Here is a 25,046-nt window from a genome sequence, read left to right on the forward strand (position 1 = left end):
ATCGAAGCGCTGATGCAAAGCCCTGTTACATTAAGAAAAAGTTAAGAAACCGCACGAGTTTTTATTAAGAAATGCTCTCTATACTTAGAAAGGTCTTATAGAAAAACATAATGAAAGGCGGAATATAGATGAAAAGATTTATTTTAGGATCATTACTTGTCATCATAGCAGGAGCGGCATATTTGTTAAATGGGAGTGCTACAGTAGATTCCATGAATCCGTTTCTTAAATTAGAATATCGTTATGCGGTAATTGATAACGATGGAAAAGATTTAGGTGGAAATAAAGGCCGTGCATACACAGTGAACACATATGATAAGGATGGAAACAAAAAAGAGATAACAATTGATGGAGTGGATACACTGCAAAAAGGTTCCTACTGGCATGTAATTACGAGAGGAAAGTCTGTGCACGATAAAGTGCAAATAGAAGAAGAAATAATTCCTGATGGCGCGAAGGTGAAGTTAGGATTGTAAGTATAAACCCGGTTCTAGATGAGAGAATCGGGTTTGTTATTTTATGGTAAAATGATAAAGGGGGAGGGCGAGAGGTATGCTACTCATTGTTAGCCTTATATTAATTGGGATTATGTGCAGTATGAGAATAGTATCCTTACATATGATAGAGCGACAAATGATAGAAGAGCGATATGTATATTGCCCAAAATGTGATGCGAGAATTAGAAAAGGGAATGCTGCGCCTTTTTGTTCAAAATGTAATTTAATATTTTAGAGAAGGTAAAAAGGCAACAACGAACATATTTCATTTCGTTGTTGCCTTTTTTTATGAAGAATAATAACAACTTTCTATGTTCCACTGATAATTTCTATAGTTACCTCCGCAAGAATAGTGGTTTTTTTTAAATAAAATCATTTTTAATAATTTTATTTTGGAGCTACAGACGTTGAAACATAAAATTGTTACTTATTAGTATCTATAACACTTTAAAGTGCGTACTTTTTATTGCGTTGTAGATAAGACATAATTACATACGTGAGAGGGAAATGAGTAGTGTAGAACTAAAAAGCATATACGTTATTTTTCATAACTATCGTGTTTTGATCGGTCATCCCTTTTCACATTATTTACATCCATTAATCATTTTTATATAAATTTTAGGAGGAGATTTTAAATGAAAGATTTATTAAAAGGTACACTTGGTTTTGGTACGGCACCACTAGGTAATATGTACCGTAATATTCCGGAAGAAGAAGCAATTGCAACAGTGGATGCTGCTTGGGATAATGGTGTTCGTTACTTTGATACAGCTCCACTTTATGGATCTGGTTTAGCAGAGATTCGTCTTGGTGAAGCACTATCGAAAAGAAATCGTGACGAGTACTTCTTAAGTACAAAAGTAGGTCGAATTATTTCAGATGAATTGGAAGATCCATCTACACGTGATTTAGGTGAAAAAGGCGGACTATTCGAATTTGGTCGTAAAAATAAAATTATCAACGACTACAGTGCGGACGCAACTCTTCGTTCTATTGAAGACAGTTTAAAACGTTTAAAAACAGATCGTCTAGATTTTGTTTATATTCATGACGTAGCACAAGATTTTTATGGAGATGAGTGGATTTCACAATTTGAAATTGCTCGAACAGGAGCATTCCGTGCACTTACGCAATTACGTGATGAAGGTGTAATTAAAGGCTGGGGACTTGGAGTGAATAAAGTAGAATCAATTGAACTTATGCTGGACTTAGAAGAAGCAAAACCAAATGTATCTTTACTAGCTGGTCGCTATTCATTATTAGACCATGAGCGTGCATTAGAACGTGTAATGCCTGCAGCTGTAAAAAATAATATGGACATTGTTGTTGGTGGACCATATAGCTCAGGTGTTCTTGCTGGAGGAGCTCACTTCGAATACCAAAAAGCGTCACCAGAAATCATTGCAAAAGTTAATAAAATGAAAAACCTTGCAGATCGTCATGGAATCAGTATTAAAGCTGCTGCTTTACAATTTGCATTGGCTAATCCAGCAGTTGCTGCTGTTATTCCTGGTGCAAGTAAACCGGAACGAATTGCAGAAGACCAAGCTGCATTAAAAACAGTGATTCCGGCAGCATTCTGGGAAGAAATGCGCGAACAAAAATTGGTTGCAGCTAATGCACCACTACCAATCAACGTTAAATAAAAAGGAGAGTAATTAACATGGCAAACACTATTACATCTATTGAAATTCCAGCTTCACCTGAACAAGTATGGAAATTAATTGGAGGTTTTGATGCACTTCCAGATTGGTTACCGTATATTCCTAGCAGTAAAGTAACTGAAGGCGGACGTGTACGTCATTTAGCTAATCCTGATGGCGATGCGATTGTAGAACGTTTAGAAGCATTTAATGAGAAAGAGCGCTACTACACATATTCAATTATGCAAGCACCATTCCCTGTAACTAATTATTTATCTACAATCCGTGTTAAAGAAGGTAAAGATGCTAACACATCATTAGTTGAATGGTCTGGTAGCTTCACTCCTGTAGAGGTTACTGATGAAGAGGCAATTAATCTATTCCATGGAATTTATAAAGATGGTTTAGAGGCATTACAACAAGCATATTTAGCTTAACCAATTTATTAAACATTTGAAAGTCTGCAGTGTAACAACTGCAGGCTTTTTTATGATTAGTGCATTTCTTTTTAAGAAAATATCTCTATACTCAATACTGTTACTTAAAGAGGACAGAAGCACATGCAGATCGTGAGCGTTACATCGTTCTTCGAAAACTCGGTGTCACGAAAAAAGAAATGAAAAAGGCAATTGCAAAACAAATGAGATTTATCTTCTTCATTCCTTTAGGAGTTGGTATATTACACACTTTATTTGCGCTAAAAGGATTAGCGACAGTTATTCCATATGAAATTGCAGTTCCGTTACTAATTAGCATCGGTGTGTATAGTGTTATTTATATTGGTTATTATTACTTAACAGTTCGTTCTTATTTCAGGATTGTTAGTAAATGAAAATAAGGTATACAGTTTTTGAAAAAGCGAAAGAGAGCATAGTGAAAATTATGTTCTCTTTCGCTTTTTTTAGTTAAAATGAGGTGTAAATGAAGATGGTATTTAAATGGAGTGTTACATTTGGAAATTCTTATCATAGCAGGATGTTTATTAATTGGTATCACTTTAATCAGTTTCAGTATTTATCGATTTGTAAAAGAATTAAAAGAAAAAAATTCAAAGAGAGAGAAATGGAAAGTAGTAGCTGGAAATTTGATAGAGTTATTTAGTGATCCATTGCACGGAGCGCCATTCTATTTTTTAACTGGGGGTCTCTTTTTGGTAATCGGACTGTTATTTCTTTCTATGGGAATGGGCTGGCTTGAAATTGATTAAGGCGTATTAACAAAGATATTTCATAGTTGTATTGCGAAGAGGAGAGAGCAAATGCCGGTTATAAGAGATATACAATTGAGTTTTCTAAAAGTAAAAGAGCATACCAGAAACATAGAAGCATTACAGTTAACATCTACAAGCAACTACGATGAAGATATCTCTTTTGGTAAAGAGACGAGCAGTATTACTTCTTTATATTGTCGACATATGCCAAAGTTAAGAATGGATTATGAGAAAGGGAATTTGATTCATTGTGTGGATGATATTTCATTACTCGATGAGTGGGAGAAGAAATATAGAATTTTCCCTGAATATATGAATGTTTTTGTGGAGTATGAGAGTGTGAAGGCTTTTCCATATTTATCAGATAGAGAGAAAAAAGAATAAGCCCTTCAAATCGTTCATGTTGAAATGAAACGTTTAGCTGTGAAATATGATTGGGATATAGAAGAGTTAGAAAAAGTGAAGAATAAGATACTAGAATTGAATTATAGAAACGAGTTCGTATATATAAAAAAGAGTAGTCCGAATAAAAAATACGTATGTAGTATAACATGTCAGCATGAAGTGGCTTATGCTGACGTGTACTTAGAAATAAGAGAGTATAGAACGAGGCGGTTAATCAAAAAGGAAAAGCTTATTAGAGAAGAAGATATGTATAAGATGTTTCATCATGTTAGTGAAGTGGCTTGGAAGTTAAACCATAAAGTGCTACTGATGAACGATAAAGGAAAAACTGTATGGATGTTAACCTTTTTAGAGAAAGATATCCCAGCTAATTTAGTTTGGAAGATTGAAAGAATTGATTGAAAATAGATGAGAAGTGGAGTGCATATGATGGAGACACAAATCGTTATTGGAGTACCTGGTTTATGGAAAGATAGAACAGAATTAATACAAGAAGTTGTGAGTAAAAGTAACTATATATTAGCGGGAAATGTTATGCACCATAAGGAGAAAGAGATTGGCTTTGAAATTGATATATATGAACAAGACCCTTCTTTGAGAGAGGCTTTCTTCTATGCAGGTGGTGAGCGTTTTGATGAAGAATTGCTTCAGGAGTTGGAGAAGCATACTTATACAGTGTATGTTATTGCAAAAGTTGACGATACAGAGAGATTACAAGAAGTAATTGATGTAGGAATGGAACTTTTAAATGCAGGTGGACTTGCTTTAAAAGTTGAAACAGCAGGTGTGGCTTATTCGAAAGAAGAATGGCAAGAGCTTGCAGAGAATAAGGAAATATTCCCGATGTATTCGCACCTTGTAACTTTAGTTGGAGATGAAGAGGACGGTTACTATTCATGTGGAATGCAAGCATTTAATCTACCAGACGTTGTTTTAGACGGAGGGATAGATCCGGAAGTAGCTGTAGATTTATTAAATGATTTTAACCTACATAATATATTGGAAAAACCTAATTTGAAAGATGGAGATACAATTAGTTTCACAGAAGATGCTCCAGTGTATCTTTTATCTCATTATATAGATAATCGTTATGAACAAGAGGATCCATTTTATAACCAGTGTGGGGTATGGAAGTTAGAGAGTGCTTCGGCAAAGAAATCTATCTTTCAAAAATTGGGGAGTGTGCTAAAAGGATGGAAAAATACATAAAAGAACAGAGGGGTATATGTGATAAATATAAAGCGGAGTATGTAGAATCTCCGAATGACTTGAAATTAGGAATAGCGCAAAATGTGAAAGATGGTATCGCTCCGATTAATGGGTTACGAATGCCTATAGAAAATGGAACGACAGGTTGGTACATTTGGGCTGGTGAAGAAATGGGGACAGAAGAAGATTTCTTTCTTCCTTTACACGTTCAACATATTGATGAATGGGCACCTGAAATAAAGAAGTATTTAGGGTTACCACCTGGTTGGAGATTTTTAATTGCTGGAGATTACGAGGACGTGTGGTATGATCCGAATTTGTTTGATGAAGATTTAGAAGAGGATGCAGATGAATGGGAAGAAAATATGCTACAAGAGTATGGATGGTACATGCATAGCATATTAGCAGAAGATATTGATGGCATCCATGCTAATTATCATACGCATGGTCTAAGAGATAACTTTAATCATCAAGATTTACAAATAGCATTAAATATGGATCCTGAAGTCGCGCATAGTGTTTTTTGTACCATAATAGAAGAAATAAAGAGCGGAAAAAAGTTTGAACAAGGGATTGAGTATACGAATATTATTGAAGGATATCCCATTATTATGAAGTCTTTCGTAGAGATGGATCGAGAAGTTTTGAGGGTTTTATTACCTGATGAAAGAGGGATTCTTCCTACGAGTCCAGAGTGTGATGAATGTTATAAGACTCAATTGGATGATATTGAGGAGAGTTGATAAAAAAGAGCTTGAAACTATTCAAGCTCTTTTTTTATCACTATTTATGTCCTAAAATATGCTCAATCTCATGCAAACTTAATTTACTTGCCTTAGCAATCGTTTCAAGTGGTATACCAAGATCATACATATTTTTAATCATTTGAATTTTCCCCTGTTGAACTCCTTCTTTTCGACCTTGTTCAATGCCTTGTTCAATGCCTTGTTCAATGCCCTGTTCAATGCCCTGTTCAATGCCTTTTTCAAGCCCTTTTTTAATTCCTTGTTCCATTCCTCTTTTTATTCCTTCTGTCTCTGCATGGGCGAATTTTGCTGCTTCATCCATTAAAACTTTCTCCCTTGCGTCATAGGCTTGCCGGAAAGAAGAATCTTGACTCATACGTTCCCATTTATTTATCGCTTTTTGTAAAATAGGATCTTCGTTCATAGCAATATCCTCCAATAGTTTAGTTAAGTGCTCATCCTCATTTGCTGAAAGCAATAAAAGCCAACGAACAAATGGATCTTTCCACGGATTTACTTTTTCTTCATGCCATTGTTCAGTTAACTTTGGAATTTCTATAATGTGGATTTCTATGTCGTCACTTAGGAGCTTTTTTTGTTGTGTATTCCATAATATGCTCGTTGTATGGAAGGCTGGGTGTTCCGAAAACATTACGAAGTTTAGTAAGTTTATGGTGATGGTTTTGTGAAGTGCACTGTAAGGCATCCCTTTTTGTAGTTGAGATGTGTATAGTCTTCCCCAATAATATAAACTGCGTTTAACCATATCGTGATTATTATTGAGTTGTATTTCTACATTGACTTTTGTTCCTGTGTCTAATGTCGCTGAAATGTCTAAAATAGATAACTTATCCTCTTCATATTCCCTGTGTAAATGTGGATCTTCTAGTTGTAGAGAAGCAATGGGCGACTCTAAAGACTCTTGTAACATAGCATTTAAAAATGCAATTAGAATATCTTCGCTACCATTCGTACCAAACAATTGTTTAAATGCAAAATCAATGCGTAAATTAACTAACTGTTGGTTGAACAAAGTTTGTCCTCTCCCTTATATGAAGATGCTTCTTTCCTTCATTGTACATAAAAAGAACTAGAGTATGCAAACAAGCCATTCTTCTATTTTTTAGTAGTGTTATTAGAATGTCACAGTTAAGTATGGTTATGTTATACTCTAGTGAAATTAAAAAAATATTTTTGTTTATATCGAGGTGAAGATGCTACATATGCAAAAAGATATTTTAAAACTATTAGATAAAAAGCAAAGTAACTATGAATTTCCTGCATTTGATAATGAATATATGGATATTTCGCAAGTGAAATTCTCTCTTTTCTTTAACGATACTAAGGATTGGTTAATGGTGTTTCAACTTGTTGGTGTAGGTTCATTAGGTGTATGTAATGATATTCAAGTATATGGAGATAGAATTACTCATTCAATGGGTGATGATTGCATTTTACAATTAAATGATGGCAATTATGAGTTGTTTGATGATGAAGGTGAATTTATGCCGAATATTTATAACGGCAGTCTAAAAATTCGTGAGCATCATTTTGAATATGAATTTACAGAAGAGGATTATATAAATAATGGAATAGAAGTACAAACGACAGAGCATTTATCCAACATACTTTATGCGTATGCTTGCTACTAATGAGGAAGCTCAAAAATTATTGTGGTGGGATAAAGGAGAAATTTTAGAAGAGTTCGGTTTAGAAGGCGACTGGGAAGTAGCGTATGAAACGGAAGAATGGAAACATGTTGAAGACGAAAAAGTAAGTGAAAATGAATTCTTCCAATCAGTAGCCTCTGCAATAGAGAAGAAAGATCCAAGTGTTATTGTGAATGAAAATGCTAATACGCATTGGAGAAATTGGGTAGAGTTTGATTGTGACTGAAAAGGATAGGAGAAAGAATAACAAATGAAAAGAAGAAGAAAATCCGGAGAAAAAGTACAAATGCATCGTTTTGCACTACCTCTATGCTACGGAAGTGAAGCACCATATTATTATTACGAGGTAGCGCCCCATGAAAGAGAGGGACGCTTCCATTTAACATCAGAACTTTGCGTAATGGACGATGAACATTACTTTATTAGAGGATGTTTAGAGATTCCTATCATTGACTACCACGAAAACTTCATATGGACTGTTTGGGTATCACTTAGTAAAGAAAGTTATGATGAAGTATTAGAAAAGTGGGATGAGAGAGGCCGAGAAAATAGTGATCCTTATTTTGGGTGGTTATCTGTAGAAATACCAGTTTATCCAGAAACATTAAATTTAAAAACAAATGTACATATAAGAGAAGTTGGAACGGCACCGTATGTTGAATTAGAGCCAACCGAGCATCCTTTAGCAATCGAACAAAGAAATGGAATTACTTTAGAGAGAGTTAAAGAAATACAAGAAATGATTCAACGACATAGCTAGATTAGAAGAGAAAAAACGAGTGCTAGCACTCGTTTTTTTCTTTACACAACCGCAGGATTATAAATCATCGTAAAGTGTCCTGGTAATAATTCAATGTGACAAGGTGTATGAAGCGAACTTTCTCCATCTGTATCTACTTCTTTTTCTTCTTTCGTTTCAATATGAATGGATTTCGCTTTTACGTGGAAGATGTCATTTTCATTTGAGTCTTCAAACAGTTTCTTTCCGATGTAATCTTTAAATGCTTGAATACCTGTTGATTTGACTACGAAAATATCAAGTGTTCCGTCATCACATTTTACGTTCGGAATAAAGGATGGAATACCACCAAGATATTCACCATTTCCAACCATGACAAGGACAGCTTCGTCTTCATATACTTGTCCGTCATAAGTAATTTTTACTGGGAATGTTTCAGCATTTTTTACAGTTCGAATTGTGCTTAAATAGTAACCGATTTTACCAAGCTTTGCTTTTTCTTCTGCATCGATATTGTTTGATACTTCAGATACGAGACCAATCCCCCAGAAGTTTAAGAAATGTTGTCCATTTGCTTTTGCAACGTCAACTGGTTTTATATGTTCTTTTGTAATAAGTTTTGCCGCTTCTGCAATGTTTTGCGGAACACCAAGTGTGCGAGAGAAGTCGTTGCAAGTTCCACCTGGAATAATTGCAAGTGTAGGTCTAGTTTCGAGAGGTGCTAAGCCATTTGTGCATTCAAATACTGTTCCATCCCCACCAAAGACGATAATTAAATCTACTTTACTAGCAAACTCTTGGCAATATTTTGTTGCATCACCTTGTTTTTTCGTATGAAGGATATGTAGATCAGGAAAAGCTGCGGCAAGAGGTGGTACGATTTTTGTTAAATTTGTATGTAAGTCACCTTGACCAGCTTTCGGATTTACGATGAGGAGTACTTTTTCAAATTTTGTCTTTGTCATTTTTATTCTCTCCCTTTGTCTTTTACGAATCGTGATAGAAAATAAACTTCCATCAGTAATTGATGGAAGCTTATTTTATTATATTACTCCGTTACAACTGAAGCGATAAATGGTAAGTTACGATATTTCTCAGCACAGTCGATACCGTAGCCAACGATAAATTCGTCTGGAATTTGGAAGCCAACATATTCAGCTTTTAAGTCCACTTTACGGCGTTCTGGTTTATCAAGTAATGTACAGAACTTGAGTGCCTTTGGTTTATGCATAAAGAAGTGGTCTTTTAAGAAATGAAGTGTTAAACCAGAATCGATAATATCTTCTACAACAATTACGTTTTTTCCAGTAATGTTTACGTCGATATCTTTTAGTAGTTTCACTTTTCCTGTCGTTTCTGTTTGATTTCCGTAACTAGATGCAGAAATGAAGTCAATTGTTACATCGTTTTTAATGTGACGAATTAAATCAGCAGCAAATACGAATGAACCTTTTAATACGGCGATAACTACGATTTCTTCTCCTTCAAAGTCACGTTCGATTTGAAGTGCTAATTCTTTCACTTTTGCTTGTAATTGTTCTTCAGAAATTAAAGTGTCTTTTATTTCAATATTCATTGTAATCCTCCTACAGTGTAAAACTTGCGAACATTTCGACTGTAAAGGATAGAATAGAAAAAGTCAAAGAAGATAGTAATTTTTTACAAAGACAACGACAAAATCATCTGATGATATGATATACTAAGTATATTAAGAAAACGCTTCCATAAAGGGTGAATATGATGAAGAAGAAACAGTACACAAGTGTAACATTTATAAAAGCATTACTTTTAACAATTGTTCTTGGCCTGTTGGCTTACGTAATTGATGTACCTGCGATTCGTATTTCATTAATTGGAATGACTTTAGTGTTAGGAGCAATTTCGCACGGTATGATGTCGCAGCTAAAAGAAGCTGGACTTGATGATATGAGAGATCATATAGATAACAAGTAAGAAACCTTCATTATATAGAGTGAAGGTTTTTTTGTTTCTTACAAAAATGTAAGGTAGTTGTAAGGCAAATCGATAGTTGCATAATAGCATTTTGGATAAACTATGGGTGTAAGGTAAAAGGCAAGCATATTTTAGGTAAATTAAGTTTTAGGCACTCTATATGTGAAAAAGGAGTAGGAGGGCATGGAGAAACGTTGGACGACCTTTTCTTTTTTAGCGACTAGTAACACCGTAATGCTAGATGGAAAAATGGATTTTTTGCACTTGTTTGATCGTGAAGATGATCATTCTTCTTCTAAATTTACAATGAAATGGAATAAATGGAGCGAAAGTTGTAGGTTTGAAGAAGAGGCCCCTAACGAAGAGCAAAAGATTATTTTAACAAACCCTATTAAAGCGTGGGTTGTTCAACGTCGTAAGTGTAACGTCAAAAATCACTTCAAGAAAACTGAGCCGAGACAATTAGTTATCGCTCCGGCCCGTTCTACTTCCAAATCACGCGAAAGTAACATGTAAATATTGAGACACACACCCGAAAAAACATCGTACATATTGCGATGTTTTTTCTTTTTCTACAATGAAATCTTTAAATGAAATATATTTCATCTGCATCTTATATTTATATCGCTTGCTTATTCTAGTAATACATCCGATGCGAGTTGATGTGAATAAAATATAAGGAGAGAATGAAAATGAAAAAGAGACTATTACCAATTTGTGCAATGGCACTTTTAACAGTAGGATATTCTTCAGTAGCGAGTGCGGATACTGGAACAGTAACAAAGGAAGAAGAAGCGCAAGTGCAACAAGATAAAGCTAAAAAAGAAGAAGCAATTAAGGAACAGCAAAAAAATGAAGTAGAGAAAAAACAAGCGGCCCAAGTACAAGAAAAAAATGATATGGCTAAAAAAGAGGAAGCAATAAAAGCTGAGAAAAAGAGTGAAGAAGAGAAAAAGAGAATAGCGCAAGAACAGTTAAAAAATGATATGGCAAAAAAAGAAGCAGCGATAAAAGTCGAGCAAAAGAATGAAGTAGCTAAAAAAGAAGTAGTAAAGCCAGTTGTACAAGGTGAAAAATTACCAAATACAGCATCAAATAATGTAGCAATGATGGGATTAAGTGCATGTCTGGTAGCGATAGGTACATTATTTGGTTTGAATCGTCGCAATAAGGTTAAAGCGTAAATAAAATATTTTCCTATAAAGAATGGGATAATTTCATATATTAAAAATGGTAGGTTACTCCTACCATTTTTTGCATGGAGGGATGAAGAATGAAGTTACTCAATTATATCGGTATCATATTGATGGCTATAGGGCTATTCATGGGATCCTATTACGCTGTGGAATGGTATAAAGGAAAAAGCTCTGCCGGGCAATTAACGGCAGAAGAAATAAAGAGCCTTCAAAATATACAAGATACTCAACTTTCTCATGAAACACCTGTAACTTCTCAAGTGCCTTCTTCTCAAACAGAACATAAAGAAGGAGAAAAGGTAGCGATGTTAAACATACCGAAAATAAAGAAGAAGTTTTCTATATATTGGGGAGCGGATGATACGACTTTGAAAAAAGGAGTTGGTATGTTTGTTAGTGATTTAACGACAACCCCATCTGGAGGAGGACATACTGTACTGAGTGGACATCGAGATACTGTATTTACAGATTTAGGAGAGTTGAAAGAAAAGGATACTCTTGTTTTAGAGTATGATAATAAAACGTACACATATGAAATTCAAAAGACATGGATTACTCATGCGGATGATCGTACTGTTATTCTAAAAAAAGAAGAACCGATATTAACACTGACAACTTGTTACCCATTTAATTATATAGGGGATGCACCAGATAGATATATTATCGAGGCGAAGTTAACTGGAAGTTATTCGAAGTGAAATTATAGTTTCTGAAAGCGGGAGGGGGATATAAGTTATGTCAAAAAACATTTTAATTGTTGAAGATGAAGACATATTACGTGAAATATTAAAAGATTATTTTTTAAGTGAGCAATATGTAGTGTTTGAAGCGAGGGACGGGAAAGAGGCTTTAGTTGTATTTGAAGAAGAAGAGGTTGATTTAGTTATTTTAGATATTATGTTGCCAGAACTCGATGGATGGTCTGTTTGCCGAAGAATTCGAAAGACGTCCGAGGTGCCTATTATTATGCTGACGGCGCGCGTAGATGAAGACGATACGTTACTTGGTTTTGAACTTGGGGCAAATGATTATGTGACGAAGCCGTATAGTCCGCCAATTTTATTAGCAAGAGCGAAAAGGTTGTTAGAAAGCAGAAAAGTGACAAAGCAACTTTTAGAGAATGAAGATGATACATTATCAATCCATGATATTCACGTTCATTTTCCGTCACGCACTGTTACGGTAAATCGAACTGATATTAATTTAACGCATACAGAATTTGAAATATTAGCGTATTTCATGAAAAATCAAGGAATCGTTTTAACGCGAGAGCAACTCATTTCAAGAATTTGGGGATATGAATTTGCTGGCGATGATCGAACGGTGAATAGCCATATTCGTAATTTAAGAAATAAATTAGGAGAGAAAGCAAAGTATATTACAACTGTAGTACGAACTGGTTATAAATTTGAGGGGAATATATGAGAAAAGGGATTGTACTAAAATTATTTACTCTTACAACAGCATTATGCATGTTAATTTTAGCGACGATATTTATTGGACAAACGATATTTTTCAAACAATATTATGCGAATCGAAAAGTGGAAGATATTAAAGTGAATTTAAATTCCTTTGAGAAGAACTATTTAAATCATGCAGGAAATGCAGAAGAAATTCAGAAACTAGAGCAAGACTTTTTAAGAGAAAATAATACGTGGATTACGACATTAGATAAGAACGGGAATTTAAAACATGCAGATGATTTTTATTTTGAAGTAACGATAGATCGTAGGCAACAAAAGAGCTTTGGACAACAAATATTCAAAATTCCCTTAGGTAATCTCGTCAATATAGAGGAGATTGATAATAAATTATCAGAGCATTTTTTAGGGCAAGAAATTTATTTTTCTGGAGTGAGAAAAGAAGATAGTTTTATTCCATTCTCTTTTTCTTTATCTAAACAGAATTTAAGCGGATCTAATAAACCGCTAGAAAAAGCATTTAATGAGAAAATGAGAAAATTATATGAGGAGAAAAAGAAAGCAACCGGGGAACAAGTTGTTAAGGAGAAGAGGCCAGCCGTTCAGGAGCAAGCTGCCCAAGAACCAGATGTTTACATAGGAGGGCGTGTTACGAAAGTACAGTTTCCAGATGTAAAAGGCCCCGTAAATCCAATTTATAAAAACTCTTTATTTTTGGATAGTATAAAAGAATTTCAAACGGATGTATTACTAAAAGAGAGTAATCAAATAGAGTATTCAACAAAGACAATGGACCATGAAAAGAATGATATAAAATATAAATTATTAATGAAACCAATAAAAGAAAAAGATGGATCAGTAACATATATTTATGCGATGGCTTCTTTACAGCCCGTAGATGAAGCTGTACAAATGGTGCAAGATTATTACATCTATATCATTGCATTTGTAGTCGTTCTTATTTTTTTAGCTTCGTTTTATTATTCAAAACAAATTGCAAAACCGTTATTAAAAATAAATGATACGACGAAGAAAATAGCACAATTAGATTTTACAGAAAAAATACCGATTACTTCAAAAGATGAAATTGGAGATTTATCGAAAAATATTAATGTGCTATCAAATAAACTCCATTCGCATATTGGACAGTTAGAAGAAGATATTGAAAAGGAAAGAAAGTTAGAAAAGACGCGAAAAGAATTCATTTCTGGTGTTTCACATGAATTAAAAACACCGCTAAGTATTATGAAAAGCTGTATTTCTATTTTAAAAGACGGGGTAGCTGAACATAAAAAAGAGTATTATTTTCAGGCGATGGAGAGAGAAGTAGACAAAATGGATACGTTAATTTTGGATATGCTTGAATTAGCTAAATTTGAATCTGGTACATATAAAATGAAAAAGGATTCGTTTTATATTGATACAGTAATTGAAGACATATGTGAACATCTATCTGTGGAAATAGAGAAAAAAGAGCTTCGTGTTCATAAAAATATATGTTCATTTGAAGTGATTGCAAATCAAGGCCGGATTGAACAAGTCATCGTGAATTTCATTACGAATGCCATACGTTATACACCAAATAAAGAAGATATTATTATTTCTACAATAGATGAGAAGGATCGTATAAAAGTGTGCATTGAAAATAAAGGTACTCACATTGAAGAAGAACAATTAGATAAAATTTGGGATCGTTTTTATCGAGTGGATACAGCTCGTCAGCGTTCACAAGGTGGGACGGGGCTTGGGCTTGCCATTTCAAAGAATATTTTAGAACTACATGATACTGAATATGGGGCAGGAAATACAGAAGATGGTGTGTTATTTTATTTCTATTTACCGAAAAAAGCGTAGAAAATATAATCTACGTTTTTTTAAATTATTTTCATATTATCTTTACCTAATCTTTATTTTTAATCAGTATAATTTGTTTAGAATATGAGGTTATGTAAGGAGTCGATGAACCGTGCATAGCAATTGGCTAAGTATAATGGTATTTATTTTCTTTTGCGCATTTATTGTATTTTTAATTAATATTACGATATGAAAAAAGAGCGCTCATTAAGCGCCCTTTTTTTGTGTATTCATTTGATAAGCACTGATGCTTTTGAATAAGCGTGGTGAAGTGATAAATAAAAATATAAGTAAAACGGTACATAGAATATAGGAACCAATCATTGTACTACCGTTAAATATTAAAGAATATAGGAAAGCCGATTGGCCTTTTGGTGCATATTGTCCCCAGAAAATGATACCAGCGATAAAGTGACAGAAGTAACGAGCTAGACTACCGATAAAAGTAGCGACGATAATGTATCCAATTACTTTCTTTCCTTGGTTTGGTTTTGATGAAGGTTTGTCTTTACGGCTACCTAAATTTGATTGTTCTTCGCTATTTTCATTTGACGCTAAAAGCGCCTTTTGAATTGGACGATAGAATAAACCAGCAAATCCAATGAATGCGAAAGCAACAAAGTATTCAATTAATACTTGAATTGGTGTGACGATAATGGCATCGCCTACGACAATTTGTAATAATCCCCAAATTAAGCCTCCTAAGAAAGCCATTTTGAAGCCCCAGCGGTATGCGATAATAAAAATAGGAATCATAGCAAATGAAATGGAACCGCCTGTTGCTGATATTTTGATTGAAAGTGGTAAAATGTCGATGACCAAGGCGAAGGCTGCAAGAATAGCAGATTCGATCATCGCTTGTAAATTGGTGTTACGCATGTTGTCTCCCCCTAAATCCAAGTTGTACAAAAAAGAATAGATATCATAGGAGGATACGAAATACGTAAATAAAAATGAGGTATGTATTTCGGACGTTTGCACAATCCCTGCGTTAGCATTAACTAACAGGTTCGAAGGGTCGGAACGAAGTGTTCCCTCTCAGCGGCATGGCTCCCCCAGTGATAACGAGATTCTTTATTTGCTATTGTTTATTGTAAGCGAAATGGATGAGAATGGCAAACAAATGCTGTATGACAATAATTGAAATAGAATTGTAGCGAAATGTTAATAAATATGAAGCAAAAGGGTATAGTACAAGAGAAATTGGGTGTGGTATAATTTTTTTGAAAATAATTATCATTCTCTTCTGAGGGGGAAGGTTATGAGCTTAGTAGATATTAAAATTGGAGAGAAAGTGTTAGTAAAAAGTATTCAGTCTTTAGATCAGCTATTAAAGCGTAGACTAGCTGCTTTCGGTCTTGCGGAAGGAAGCGAACTTCGCTTGAAACAGAAAGCGATGTTCAAAGGTCCTTGTACATTGGAGTGTCGTGGACAGTTAATTAGTATTCGTCATTGTGACGCGAAAATGATAAAGGTGGAATTAGCGTGAATAAGGTAGCTTTGCTAGGGAATCCGAATACAGGGAAGACATCATTATTTAATGCACTTACTGGTTCTTATGAATACGTAGGAAACTGGAGCGGTGTAACAGTAGAAAAAAAGGTTGGTAAATTAAAAGATAGACAAGGAACATTAATTGATTTACCAGGTGTGTATGATTTAAATCCAGTTTCACGTGATGAAGGTGTTGTAACAAACTTTCTATTAACAGAAGAATTTAATCATATGTTAAATATCGTAGATTCTTCGCAGTTTGAGAGAAATATGCATTTAACGTTGCAATTACTTGAATTTGGTAAGCCGGTCTCAATTGGTTTAAATATGGTTGATGTGGCGAAGCAAAGAGGAATTGTTATTGATGTAAAACGATTATCAGAACTATTAGGTGTAACAGTCGTTCCTGTCGTTGCAAGAAGTGGAAAAGGTTGTGAAGAACTACTTGCGACTCTTAAAGAAAATGACAAAAAGGAGAAAAAGCCATTCCTTATTTCATATGGTGTACAAATGGATGAAGGAATTGGAGAAGTAATTGCTCTTTTAGAGACAGCGAATTATGAGCATCCGAGATGGTTAGCACTTCAATTTTTAAGCAATAACGAAGTAGTAGAAAAAGAAATGAAAGCATTACCAATTTATAAGGAACTCATAGCCATTCGATCTCGCTTAGAAGGAAAACTTGATTGTACGTTAGAAGAGCACATTTACAAAACTCGTGAAGCGTATATTGAAAAGTTAAAAACAAATGTTATGAAGCATGAGAAAGAAGGAAAAATTCCTTTTTCAGAAAAAATTGATAGATTAATTACACATAAAATTTTAGGACTTCCAATCTTTTTAGCAGTTATGTTTTTTATTTTTCAGGTTACGTTTACGTGGATTGGTACACCTTTATCGGATATGTTAGATGAGTTTTTTGGTGGTCAGCTTACGGATTGGGTGACGGCTGGACTTACAAGTATTGGAGCTTCTGATTTTATTCAAGCACTTGTTACAGAAGGTATTATTGCCGGTGTTGGTGCTGTATTAGTATTCGTACCACAAATCTTTGCACTATTCTTTTTCATTTCATTATTAGAAGACTCAGGATATATGGCGCGAATTGCAGTTGTTATGGATAGAATTATGGAGTTTTTCGGCTTAAACGGTAAAGCTTTTATTCCGATGATTATCGGTTTTGGATGTAACGTTCCAGGTATTATGGCAGCGAGAACGATTGAACAGGAGAAAGAGCGCTTACTTACAATTTTAGTAACACCGTTTATGTCTTGTTCAGCACGATTACCTGTATATGCATTATTTGCGGGCGTATTCTTCCCTAATAGTCAGGCGACTGTTGTATTTTCTTTATATGTCGCAGGTATTGTTCTGGCATTACTCGTTACAAAAATTATGTCTCTTACGATTTTGAAAGCAGAAAAATCTATTTTCGTAATTGAATTACCGCCTTACCGTGTGCCACAAGCGAAAACGTTATGGCTGAGCACGTGGGAGAAAGGAAAGGGATTTGTTCGTAAAGCTGGTACATTCATCTTTGGTGGTTCGGTTGTTATTTGGTTATTAAATTATGCAGGTCCATCAGGATTTGGCGTTGATATGGGAGATAGCTACTTAGCGATGATTGGTGGATTTATCGCACCATTATTTGCACCGCTCGGCTTTGGAACGTGGCAAGCTGCGGCATCCCTTTTAACAGGATTTTTAGCGAAAGAAGTTGTCGTTTCTACAATGGCAATTATTTATGCGGTTAAAGAAGATGTGCTTGGAAATGTAATGGGAGCACATTATACAGCATTATCAGCTTATGCATTTATGTTCTTTATTTTATTATATGTTCCGTGTTTAGCGACTGTAGCTGTTATTAAACGTGAAACAGGATCAGCGAAATGGACGATTTTCTCAGTCGTGTATCCACTCGTAGTTGCTTATGTATTAACGCTCATTATATACCAAGTTGGATCCCTACTCGGATTCTAGAAGGAGATGTATTGTGATGATGGTCAATATTATAATTGGAGCTATCATTTTTGGTTATGCAGCATATACGTTAGTTAATTTTGTAAAGAGAAGTAAAAAAGGGAAATGCGCGGCATGTTCTTTAAATAAGTCATGTCAGTCGCAAACTTGTAGCCCGGATATGGAGCAAATTGCTCATAATAAATAGAAAAAAGCTTTGCGAAATTTCGCAAAGCTTTTTTGTTTTACTTTTTAATTTTTACAAGTTGAGAAGCTTCTACGCCTTTGTAACCAGGGAATTCTTTACTCGGGTCTTTATCAAATTTTAATACACCTACAGATTTTTCATCACCTTTTACATTGCTGTAAGTTGCGTCATCAACAATCGCATACATATCTGTATATGCACGGCCACTTCCGATAATTGTGTTGCCTTCATATTTTAATTTCGCTCCATCAAGTGTAGCATTTTCTACTTTCTCTTTTGCGAATAATACACCTTGTTCTGTTGTTACAGCTGGTAATTTATCAAGTGGTTTCGTGTTGTCTTTTTCATCAACTTTGCTAAGTAACTCTTTTTTCACTAGTTCTTCACCAGTTTTCTTATCCATTACAAGAACTTTTTTACCATCTAATGTTGTCATTTTCATTTTATAGAAGTCTTTTTCTTTCACTTCTTTTTTGTTTTTATCTGTAATTTGTTGAACTTGTTCTTCTGAGCCGTACAGTACAAAACCGTTCGCTTTCTCTCCTAATAAAGAACAACCTGATAATGCTCCAAATGAAATTGCTGCTGCTAATCCGATTCCTACTAATTTTTTCATGATGATTTCTCCTTTTATATGTTTTATAGTAAATACAATTTTTGTATTAGTGCTTACATGTGAAGAAGCTTGTTTGTTGCTTCTGGTATTAGTGTATAAGAAATATCGGAATGCAACTATCGAGTTAGCTTACAGTAACATTACACTTATGTAATTTAGTGAAATTGCACAAAAGTAAGTTAATTTCAAAGAGGGATAATGAGAATATATTAGAAATGCAATATTGTATATAGAATGTCATATTATAATGGATGTATTTTGGAAATAACATGTAAGGACATATTAGTTTTGTTATAATAAACACATAGGCTGTAAAAATGAATATTCTTTACTGTAAAGGGAGATTTTTCAGTTTTCCAAGTAGTGAATTTGAAATATGAGGTATATCATAGGAGGAATTTAGATGTCTGTATTTAAACGATTAAGAGATTTAACAATGTCGAATGTGTACTCGTTAATTGAAAAAGCGGAAGATCCAGTTAAGATGACGGATCAATATTTACGCGATATGCAAGCGGATGTACAAGAAGCTGAGAAAAGTGTAGCAGCTCAAATCGCACTTGAGAAGAAATTCAAAATATTATTTGAAGAGCAAGAAGCACTTGTGAAAAAACGTGAAGAGCAAGCTCATATGGCTGTTCAAGCTAATAACTTAGATCTTGCGCGTCGTGCATTAGAAGAAAAACAAAATGCAGAGCAAAAGATGAATGAGTATAAAGCAAGCTACGAGCAAAATAAAGCTGCTGCTGATAATCTTCGTCTTAAGTTAGAAGAAATGCGCAAGCAATTAACAGAGCTGAAAAATAAACGTGAAACACTTGTAGCACGTGTAAATGCAGCGAAAGCACAGAAGAATATTAATCAGGCGATGTCTGGATTTGATTCAAATTCAGCAAAGGCTGGTTTAAGCCGTATGGAGGAGAAAGCTCTTCAATTAGAGGCTGAAGCGGAAGCAAGCGGTGAAGTTTATAAGAAAGAAAAGTCATTAGATGATGAATTCGCAAGCTTAAACAAAAATTCTGCTGTTGACGATGAATTAGCTCGTATTATGAAGCAGTATGAGAAATAATATAGAATAGAGACAAATGAACCGACATGTCTAAACAAATTCATGTCGGTTTTCTATTATATTTTTGAGGAGGTTTTGCAATGACATGGATGAATGTAGTTGCCATGCTTGTATGGACTGGAGCGAGTGCAGTACTTTTATTTGCAATTATGTGGGTTGATTCGATTTTTACAAAATACAATGATTTAAAAGAAATCAAAAATGGAAATACAGCTGTAACAACTCGTTTTATTATGAAATTATTTGCACAAGGGTACATTTTATCTCAATCGATAACGAAAGCAAATGATTTATGGCAAGCACTTCTTGCATCAGCAGTTTCTTTCGTTATTTTATTAGTGGTAGAAATGTTTATCGAATTCGTATTAAAGAAAATGTCTGGTCTTGATTTAGAAGAAGGTACGAAAGAAGGTAGCGTTGCACATGCGATGTTAGCCGGATCATTACATATTGTTGGTGCACTTATTTTAGGTGCTTGTTTATAAAGAGAAAAGGAGGGGTAGATCATGAGTTTATTTAAACGAATTAAAAATATAATGAAAAGCCCAGAGCCACCGAAGCCGGAAAAAAGTCTTTTAACGTTAGCTCCTGGTGATATGATTGAAGTTTCATTAGTCATGTACGAATTAACTGGGAAAACGAGTATGCATTCTCGCAAGGAAATTGTTTTAACACTGCAAGACGGGAAAGACATTCGTTATTTAAAAATTGAAGATCGTGAAAATACGTATTACAAATTATATACACCAATTGATGGTCGCTTAGATTCAATTGAGGAAATTCCGACGACAATTGAAATGGATGATACAGAGTACCATATGGAAGAACAATATAACGGACGTGTTGTTGTGATGGGGAAAACACCATTCTCAGCTTCAGAGGAACAGTACGTCTGGGAATTCCAATCAGATAATCGAAAATTATTGCGTATTGAATGGCAAAATGGTCGTACAATGATGTATGAGGGAGAAGCAATCATTCCTGCTGATGTACAAATTATAAGAGCAACGTAAGGGGGCGTAATCATGTCAAACCGATTGTTTACCATGATTAAATCGTTTGTGATCCCTATACTTGCTATCGTTACATTACTTGTTATTGCTGGTTATGCCTTATCAGGTTGTCAAGGCGGGCAGACAAAATCGATTCAAGACCGTTATCCGCTTGAGTCTGTCGCAAAGGAAGGTAAACAAGAATCTTACGTGTATAGGGCCGCCAATCGGTCAGTTCCTGAAGTCGCGAAGGAACTTATAGCCGAAAGGAAACCGAAACAAGCATCTAAAGAAGACGAAAATCAAATGTTTCTCGTTTATTCGGATAAAATGTATAACCTTCAAAAGGATAAAGAGAAACCATCTGATACGTTAATTGAAGTAAGTAATGAAGAATTTGTCCGTCAAAACTACCAACCGTCCTTCTTGCAAGGATATATTATGGGTAGCATATTAAACGATATATTCGGTTCACGAAAATCATCATATGGTGATTATCGAGGATATAATGACAGACAAAATCATAAACCAGTTATTCTAGAGAGACCACCTACGAAAGAAGAAAAGAAAACCCCACCTCCAATTACGAAGGAAGGGAAAGGGTCTATCATTAAGCGAGGCGATAATGTAGATTCGAAACCATCAGTAGGTGATAAGGGAAGTATTACTGAAAAAGGAAGTAATACGACGCCCCCACCTTCTACTGGAAGCAAGGGTAAAATTACAAAAACACCAGGTGGTTCAAGTGGATCAGATGTGAAGCCGAAATCATCTATTAAAACGCCGCCAAGAAATACATCTCCTCCGAAAACGAGGGTCGGTGGTTCAGGGAAAATTACGAAGAGAAGATAGTAGAGAGACCGAAAAGTGTAAGTTGCTTTTTGGTCTTTTTTCTTGTTATAGGAACTAATTCCTTTCGGGTGGTGCAATTTAGGCGTAAGAGGGGAGAGTAAAAATATATCAGCGATTATTAGAATATATCGACCACAACTCAAAATATATCAGCGATTATTGAAATATATCGACTTACCGACAAAAACTGACAACGATAGCAACTTAATAATAAGAAGAGGGTGTGCCAAAATTTTAGCACACCCTCTTTTTTCATAATGATTAATGAATATCACGTTTCTTGAAATTACCGCCTTTTACTTCTGCTACATCATAAACGGTAATAAAGGCATTAGGATCGATTTCATTAATAAGTTCTTTCATTTTACTTTCTTCTAAACGGTTAATTACGCAAGAAATTTCTTTGAATTTCTCTCTTGAATAACCACCGTATACTTCGTTATATGTTGCACTTCGGCCTAAACGATCACGAATTGTTTCTACCATCAATTCAGGCTCTTTTGTAATGATTTTAAATGCTTTCGAACCACTTAAACCAACTTCAACGATATGAATCACTTTCGAAGCGATAAAGTAAGCAATTGCCGAAAGGATAGCTCCTTGAAGACCGAATACGGTTGATACGAAAATAAATACGAACATGTTTAAGAATAAAATAAGGTCACTCGTTCCAAATGGTAACTTACGAGAAAGCAATACAGCAAGCATATCGATTCCATCTAATGCCCCACCGTTACGTAATGCTAGTCCCATACCAAAACCGATGATAATACCACCAACAACTGTAACTAATAATGTATCGCCTTCAATAATAGCTGGTATTCCGTGCATGACAACGGTACCTATTGCTAATGAAGCAATCCCGATAATGGAATAAATCGCAAAGCTTTTACCGATTTGCTTATACCCTAACCAAACGAAAGGAATGTTAATAACTGCGATTAGAGCTCCTAATGGCAATCCAAATAATCTTGAACTAACGATACTTAAACCAGTCACACCACCGTCTGATACGTTATTTGGAATTAATACTGCTTCTAATCCGTACGCTGTGATAAATGCCCCAATAATAATCATCAAAGCTTTCGAAGCAATTTTTAGCTTATTGGGCTTGTTTTTGATAATTTTCTCCATGTAATTTCCTCGTTTCAAACTAGTTTCTTATTTGTTACGTAATTCACACCTAAATTCCATTTTAACATTTAATTTGAAAAATTTCTCCTTTAATGGATGTATGCAGGGAATATTATGACCATATTATCTTTAAAATATTTTTGAAATCAGTATAAGAAATCCCATCCTTTCAAAGGATGGGATGCTATTAAGAAAATATAAAACTAAGTACTGATACGAATAAAGCGAAACCTAAAATAGTTCCACATATTTTCATATGACGCTTACGTCCCATTACGACAATCGCAACATATTCACGGATCATTGCGTTAGGCCAGTAATAAAATGCAGTTTTTGATCCAATACCTTGGCTATTAAGACCGGCTTGTCTTGCATATATACCAGCACGGAAAAGGTGGAAATTATTCGTTGTAAAAATACTTTTATATTTACCTTCTGGTTTTAAAGAATCCATAATTTCTTTAGAGAACAGCATATTTTGATATGTGTTTACAGAGCGATTTTCCTGGACTGTATGTTCAAGAGGAATTCCTTTTTCAACAGCGTAACTTTGCATCGCTTCCGCTTCTGGAAGACCTTCATCTGGACCTTGTCCACCAGAAAAAATAATTGTTGGTGGTGTATTAACAGCGGCTTGTTTCCAATAGAAGTCAATCGCTTTATTAATGCGGCTTGCAAGTAAAGGTGGTACTTTATCATTAATTAAGCCGCTACCAAGAACGATGATGAAATCTTGATTACGTCTTGGTCTGTTGAATTGGTATAAAAAATATGCACTTAAGAAGTTAGATAAGTGTATAAAGAAATATATGCTTATAAGAGAAATAGCTGCAAAAATAGGCTCTAAATGCGATGAAACCAAACTTGCTGGATTTATAATAGGGAGTAACATAAAGAATAACATCCCTAAAGCAGCAAGGAGTGTTAAACAGTTAGTGAACCGTCGTCCTTCTCGCTTCATTAAAATTCTAGCATTAAGAAATAGCCCAAACATTAAAGCAACAATACCGAAAGGAAGCATAATGAGAAGTGCTAAAAAAGGTAAAAATATAATGTAGCGTAGGACATCACTATCTGAGTTCAATGATACAATCACACAAAAAAGAAGGAAAAAACAGATAAAGGCATTAAATAAAAAGCCGTTTATTATTTTTCGCGGATCTTTTAAATAGGAAATAAGAAAAATAATAAATAGTATAAGAGGAATAATTCCGAAATACATCATAAATATAGTACACCTCAATTTGTATAAGAATTTGACATACCTTTTATATTACATGATTTTATAAGTAAAAATGAAAGAAAAAATGATTTTGAATTTTCTCAATAAAATATATAGATACGTATGTTACAATATATTCAAAGCGATATATTAAAAGTAAAATGGTTGAAAAGGCACTCAGTAGAGTGCTTTTTCTTTTTGTATGCAATTGTGCATATTATATTTTTTTTCAAATGAAGAGGATTACAATATAAGTTGTAGACAGACTTTATAAAGCAGAATTTAATACAAACATTTCCCTCTACTTTTTGTATCTAACAATCGTATAACAATAAATAATTCTGTTTTATAGTGTCTGTTTTTGAAAAGTGGCTTCTTTGAAGGCACCTTTTTTTATTAGTATAGATAGTTTTCACTGTTAGCATAGTGTAAACTATCTATACTAAACATTAGCAATCTTCCGTATAAATATTATCAATTTACTATATATTCCAGTGGTGTTAACCTACATATGAAAGGCTTTCTTTTTCAAAATATTACCCCTAATAAAATTTTGAAGAAGTCAACTGTCTCCAAACTTGTCTTTATGCTTAAAGAAAAAGCACTCAATTTGAGTGCTTTTTCTTATTGAAACATGCTATTTTTCTAGGCGATTTTCATAAAATAAAAGTAAAGAAATGAAAGTGGGTGACAAAATGCCGGCAGTTGTGGAAGGTGTTATTATTGAAAACTGCAATGGAACAATTAATGTAGGTGACAAATATAACGTACAGCCGATTGAAAAGACGAAGGCTTATAATGGATCGGGATCATCAAATACAGGAATGAAAGTACAAACGTTTAGCGGGATTAGTACAGCTGATGTATGGGATAATGATGCGAATGATCAGGGGATACAGTTTACCTTATAGTACAGTATGTAAAATTGCATAAAATGATGAAGTTGCCCTATGATAC

Annotated in this window: 29 protein-coding genes, 3 pseudogenes and 1 riboswitch; of the genes and pseudogenes, 25 read left to right on the top strand and 7 right to left on the bottom strand. The window is 34.5% G+C overall.

What is annotated here, in order from left to right:
• The first annotated feature begins 128 nt into the window (after positions 1-128).
• The 9 genes and pseudogenes from MRP26_RS27040 to MRP26_RS27080 all read left to right on the top strand — a co-directional run bounded on the left by MRP26_RS27040 (position 129) and on the right by MRP26_RS27080 (position 5,707).
• On the top strand, positions 129-476 hold the full coding sequence (locus MRP26_RS27040) for a YxeA family protein (protein ID WP_088349406.1): 348 nt from the start codon (positions 129-131) through the stop codon (positions 474-476).
• A 76-nt stretch (positions 477-552) separates the two neighbouring features.
• Positions 553-732 carry a hypothetical protein gene (locus MRP26_RS27045; RefSeq protein ID WP_098680155.1) on the top strand — a complete coding sequence of 60 codons (180 nt, stop codon included), beginning with the start codon at positions 553-555 and terminating at the stop codon, positions 730-732.
• Between the two features lie 400 nt (positions 733-1,132).
• Positions 1,133-2,143, top strand: coding sequence for an aldo/keto reductase (locus MRP26_RS27050; protein WP_016079933.1), 1,011 nt, complete (start codon positions 1,133-1,135; stop codon positions 2,141-2,143).
• A 17-nt stretch (positions 2,144-2,160) separates the two neighbouring features.
• Complete coding sequence (locus MRP26_RS27055; RefSeq protein ID WP_016079934.1) at positions 2,161-2,577, top strand: SRPBCC family protein; 417 nt, start codon at positions 2,161-2,163, stop codon at positions 2,575-2,577.
• Between the two features lie 101 nt (positions 2,578-2,678).
• Positions 2,679-2,972: pseudogene (locus MRP26_RS27060) on the top strand (FtsX-like permease family protein); the annotation flags it as partial.
• Positions 2,973-3,092: 120 nt separating this feature from the next.
• Positions 3,093-3,347, top strand: coding sequence for a hypothetical protein (locus MRP26_RS27065; RefSeq protein ID WP_000404317.1), 255 nt, complete (start codon positions 3,093-3,095; stop codon positions 3,345-3,347).
• A 51-nt stretch (positions 3,348-3,398) separates the two neighbouring features.
• Positions 3,399-4,157: pseudogene (locus MRP26_RS27070) on the top strand (hypothetical protein).
• A gap of 27 nt (positions 4,158-4,184) precedes the next feature.
• Positions 4,185-4,964 (top strand): DUF4261 domain-containing protein, encoded by a 780-nt coding sequence (locus MRP26_RS27075; protein WP_142245194.1) that lies wholly within the window; start codon positions 4,185-4,187, stop codon positions 4,962-4,964.
• The gene (locus tag MRP26_RS27080) at positions 4,949-5,707 is read left to right on the top strand and encodes a DUF4262 domain-containing protein (RefSeq protein ID WP_242807142.1); all 759 of its coding nucleotides are present in this window, start codon (positions 4,949-4,951) and stop codon (positions 5,705-5,707) included. Before MRP26_RS27075 ends, MRP26_RS27080 begins: the two co-directional genes overlap by 16 nt.
• 40 nt (positions 5,708-5,747) lie before the next feature.
• On the opposite strand, the gene MRP26_RS27085 is transcribed toward MRP26_RS27080, so the two are convergent.
• On the bottom strand, positions 5,748-6,743 hold the full coding sequence (locus tag MRP26_RS27085) for an Rpn family recombination-promoting nuclease/putative transposase (protein ID WP_069356359.1): 996 nt from the start codon (positions 6,741-6,743) through the stop codon (positions 5,748-5,750).
• 190 nt (positions 6,744-6,933) lie between these two features.
• Between MRP26_RS27085 and MRP26_RS27090 the strand changes: the two are divergent.
• Positions 6,934-7,606: pseudogene (locus tag MRP26_RS27090) on the top strand (DUF7003 family protein).
• Positions 7,607-7,630: 24 nt separating this feature from the next.
• Positions 7,631-8,140: a DUF2199 domain-containing protein gene (locus MRP26_RS27095; RefSeq protein ID WP_098127433.1), complete on the top strand. Its 510-nt coding sequence runs from the start codon at positions 7,631-7,633 to the stop codon at positions 8,138-8,140.
• Between the two features lie 41 nt (positions 8,141-8,181).
• On the opposite strand, the gene MRP26_RS27100 is transcribed toward MRP26_RS27095, so the two are convergent.
• On the bottom strand, positions 8,182-9,084 hold the full coding sequence (locus tag MRP26_RS27100; protein ID WP_000167901.1) for a diacylglycerol/lipid kinase family protein: 903 nt from the start codon (positions 9,082-9,084) through the stop codon (positions 8,182-8,184).
• Positions 9,085-9,167: 83 nt separating this feature from the next.
• The gene (gene hpt, locus MRP26_RS27105; RefSeq protein ID WP_001019294.1) at positions 9,168-9,695 is read right to left on the bottom strand and encodes a hypoxanthine phosphoribosyltransferase; all 528 of its coding nucleotides are present in this window, start codon (positions 9,693-9,695) and stop codon (positions 9,168-9,170) included.
• A 161-nt stretch (positions 9,696-9,856) separates the two neighbouring features.
• On the opposite strand from hpt, the gene MRP26_RS27110 reads away from it, so the two are divergent.
• From MRP26_RS27110 to MRP26_RS27135, 6 genes are all read left to right on the top strand, one after another.
• Positions 9,857-10,072: a hypothetical protein gene (locus MRP26_RS27110; RefSeq protein ID WP_002041936.1), complete on the top strand. Its 216-nt coding sequence runs from the start codon at positions 9,857-9,859 to the stop codon at positions 10,070-10,072.
• Between the two features lie 183 nt (positions 10,073-10,255).
• Positions 10,256-10,588 (top strand): hypothetical protein, encoded by a 333-nt coding sequence (locus tag MRP26_RS27115; RefSeq protein ID WP_000415613.1) that lies wholly within the window; start codon positions 10,256-10,258, stop codon positions 10,586-10,588.
• 176 nt (positions 10,589-10,764) lie between these two features.
• Positions 10,765-11,256, top strand: coding sequence for an LPXTG cell wall anchor domain-containing protein (locus MRP26_RS27120; RefSeq protein WP_075717299.1), 492 nt, complete (start codon positions 10,765-10,767; stop codon positions 11,254-11,256).
• An 89-nt stretch (positions 11,257-11,345) separates the two neighbouring features.
• Entirely contained in the window at positions 11,346-11,966 is a 621-nt protein-coding gene (locus MRP26_RS27125; protein ID WP_242807143.1) for a class D sortase, read from the top strand.
• A gap of 37 nt (positions 11,967-12,003) precedes the next feature.
• Complete coding sequence (locus tag MRP26_RS27130) at positions 12,004-12,693, top strand: response regulator transcription factor (RefSeq protein WP_000041862.1); 690 nt, start codon at positions 12,004-12,006, stop codon at positions 12,691-12,693.
• Positions 12,690-14,543, top strand: coding sequence for a sensor histidine kinase (locus MRP26_RS27135; RefSeq protein ID WP_242807145.1), 1,854 nt, complete (start codon positions 12,690-12,692; stop codon positions 14,541-14,543). The genes MRP26_RS27130 and MRP26_RS27135 overlap by 4 nt, the downstream gene beginning before the upstream one ends.
• A 207-nt stretch (positions 14,544-14,750) precedes the next feature.
• Here the strand turns inward: MRP26_RS27135 and MRP26_RS27140 are convergent, their stop codons facing one another.
• Positions 14,751-15,422 carry an energy-coupled thiamine transporter ThiT gene (locus MRP26_RS27140; RefSeq protein WP_001246567.1) on the bottom strand — a complete coding sequence of 224 codons (672 nt, stop codon included), beginning with the start codon at positions 15,420-15,422 and terminating at the stop codon, positions 14,751-14,753.
• Positions 15,423-15,508: 86 nt separating this feature from the next.
• Positions 15,509-15,610, bottom strand: a riboswitch (TPP riboswitch).
• A 194-nt stretch (positions 15,611-15,804) separates the two neighbouring features.
• Between MRP26_RS27140 and MRP26_RS27145 the strand changes: the two genes are divergently transcribed.
• The 3 genes from MRP26_RS27145 to MRP26_RS27155 are packed head-to-tail and all read left to right on the top strand — an operon-like array spanning position 15,805 to position 18,204.
• Positions 15,805-16,032, top strand: a complete 228-nt coding sequence (locus tag MRP26_RS27145; RefSeq protein ID WP_000060512.1) for a FeoA family protein — start codon at positions 15,805-15,807, stop codon at positions 16,030-16,032.
• Positions 16,029-18,017 (top strand): ferrous iron transport protein B, encoded by a 1,989-nt coding sequence (gene feoB, locus MRP26_RS27150; protein WP_053563489.1) that lies wholly within the window; start codon positions 16,029-16,031, stop codon positions 18,015-18,017. The genes MRP26_RS27145 and feoB overlap by 4 nt, the downstream gene beginning before the upstream one ends.
• Before the next feature lie 16 nt (positions 18,018-18,033).
• Positions 18,034-18,204, top strand: a complete 171-nt coding sequence (locus tag MRP26_RS27155) for a FeoB-associated Cys-rich membrane protein (RefSeq protein ID WP_000989598.1) — start codon at positions 18,034-18,036, stop codon at positions 18,202-18,204.
• Positions 18,205-18,241: 37 nt separating this feature from the next.
• Here MRP26_RS27155 and MRP26_RS27160 read toward each other — a convergent pair whose 3' ends face one another.
• On the bottom strand, positions 18,242-18,820 hold the full coding sequence (locus tag MRP26_RS27160; RefSeq protein WP_048565089.1) for a lipoprotein BA_5634 family protein: 579 nt from the start codon (positions 18,818-18,820) through the stop codon (positions 18,242-18,244).
• A gap of 403 nt (positions 18,821-19,223) precedes the next feature.
• Here MRP26_RS27160 and MRP26_RS27165 point away from each other — a divergent pair, with 403 nt between their 5' ends.
• The 4 genes from MRP26_RS27165 (at position 19,224) to MRP26_RS27180 (ending at position 21,733) form a co-directional block, all read left to right on the top strand.
• Positions 19,224-19,889 (top strand): PspA/IM30 family protein, encoded by a 666-nt coding sequence (locus tag MRP26_RS27165; RefSeq protein ID WP_000110281.1) that lies wholly within the window; start codon positions 19,224-19,226, stop codon positions 19,887-19,889.
• Between the two features lie 80 nt (positions 19,890-19,969).
• Complete coding sequence (locus tag MRP26_RS27170) at positions 19,970-20,374, top strand: DUF350 domain-containing protein (protein WP_000220087.1); 405 nt, start codon at positions 19,970-19,972, stop codon at positions 20,372-20,374.
• 21 nt (positions 20,375-20,395) lie between these two features.
• Positions 20,396-20,902, top strand: a complete 507-nt coding sequence (locus tag MRP26_RS27175; protein WP_000051755.1) for a DUF4178 domain-containing protein — start codon at positions 20,396-20,398, stop codon at positions 20,900-20,902.
• 12 nt (positions 20,903-20,914) lie between these two features.
• Positions 20,915-21,733 (top strand): DUF4247 domain-containing protein, encoded by an 819-nt coding sequence (locus tag MRP26_RS27180; protein WP_242807147.1) that lies wholly within the window; start codon positions 20,915-20,917, stop codon positions 21,731-21,733.
• A 261-nt stretch (positions 21,734-21,994) separates the two neighbouring features.
• Here the strand turns inward: MRP26_RS27180 and MRP26_RS27185 are convergent, their stop codons facing one another.
• Positions 21,995-22,867, bottom strand: a complete 873-nt coding sequence (locus MRP26_RS27185) for a YitT family protein (RefSeq protein WP_000411241.1) — start codon at positions 22,865-22,867, stop codon at positions 21,995-21,997.
• Between the two features lie 187 nt (positions 22,868-23,054).
• A complete protein-coding gene (locus MRP26_RS27190; RefSeq protein ID WP_000990094.1) occupies positions 23,055-24,092 on the bottom strand; it encodes a YdcF family protein in 1,038 nt (345 codons plus the stop codon).
• A gap of 674 nt (positions 24,093-24,766) precedes the next feature.
• Between MRP26_RS27190 and MRP26_RS27195 the strand changes: the two genes are divergently transcribed.
• Positions 24,767-25,000 carry a spore germination protein gene (locus tag MRP26_RS27195; RefSeq protein WP_002001299.1) on the top strand — a complete coding sequence of 78 codons (234 nt, stop codon included), beginning with the start codon at positions 24,767-24,769 and terminating at the stop codon, positions 24,998-25,000.
• Positions 25,001-25,046: the final 46 nt, after the last annotated feature.

This window comes from Bacillus sp. CCB-MMP212 (assembly GCF_022748145.1).
Lineage (GTDB): Bacteria > Bacillota > Bacilli > Bacillales > Bacillaceae_G > Bacillus_A > Bacillus_A cereus.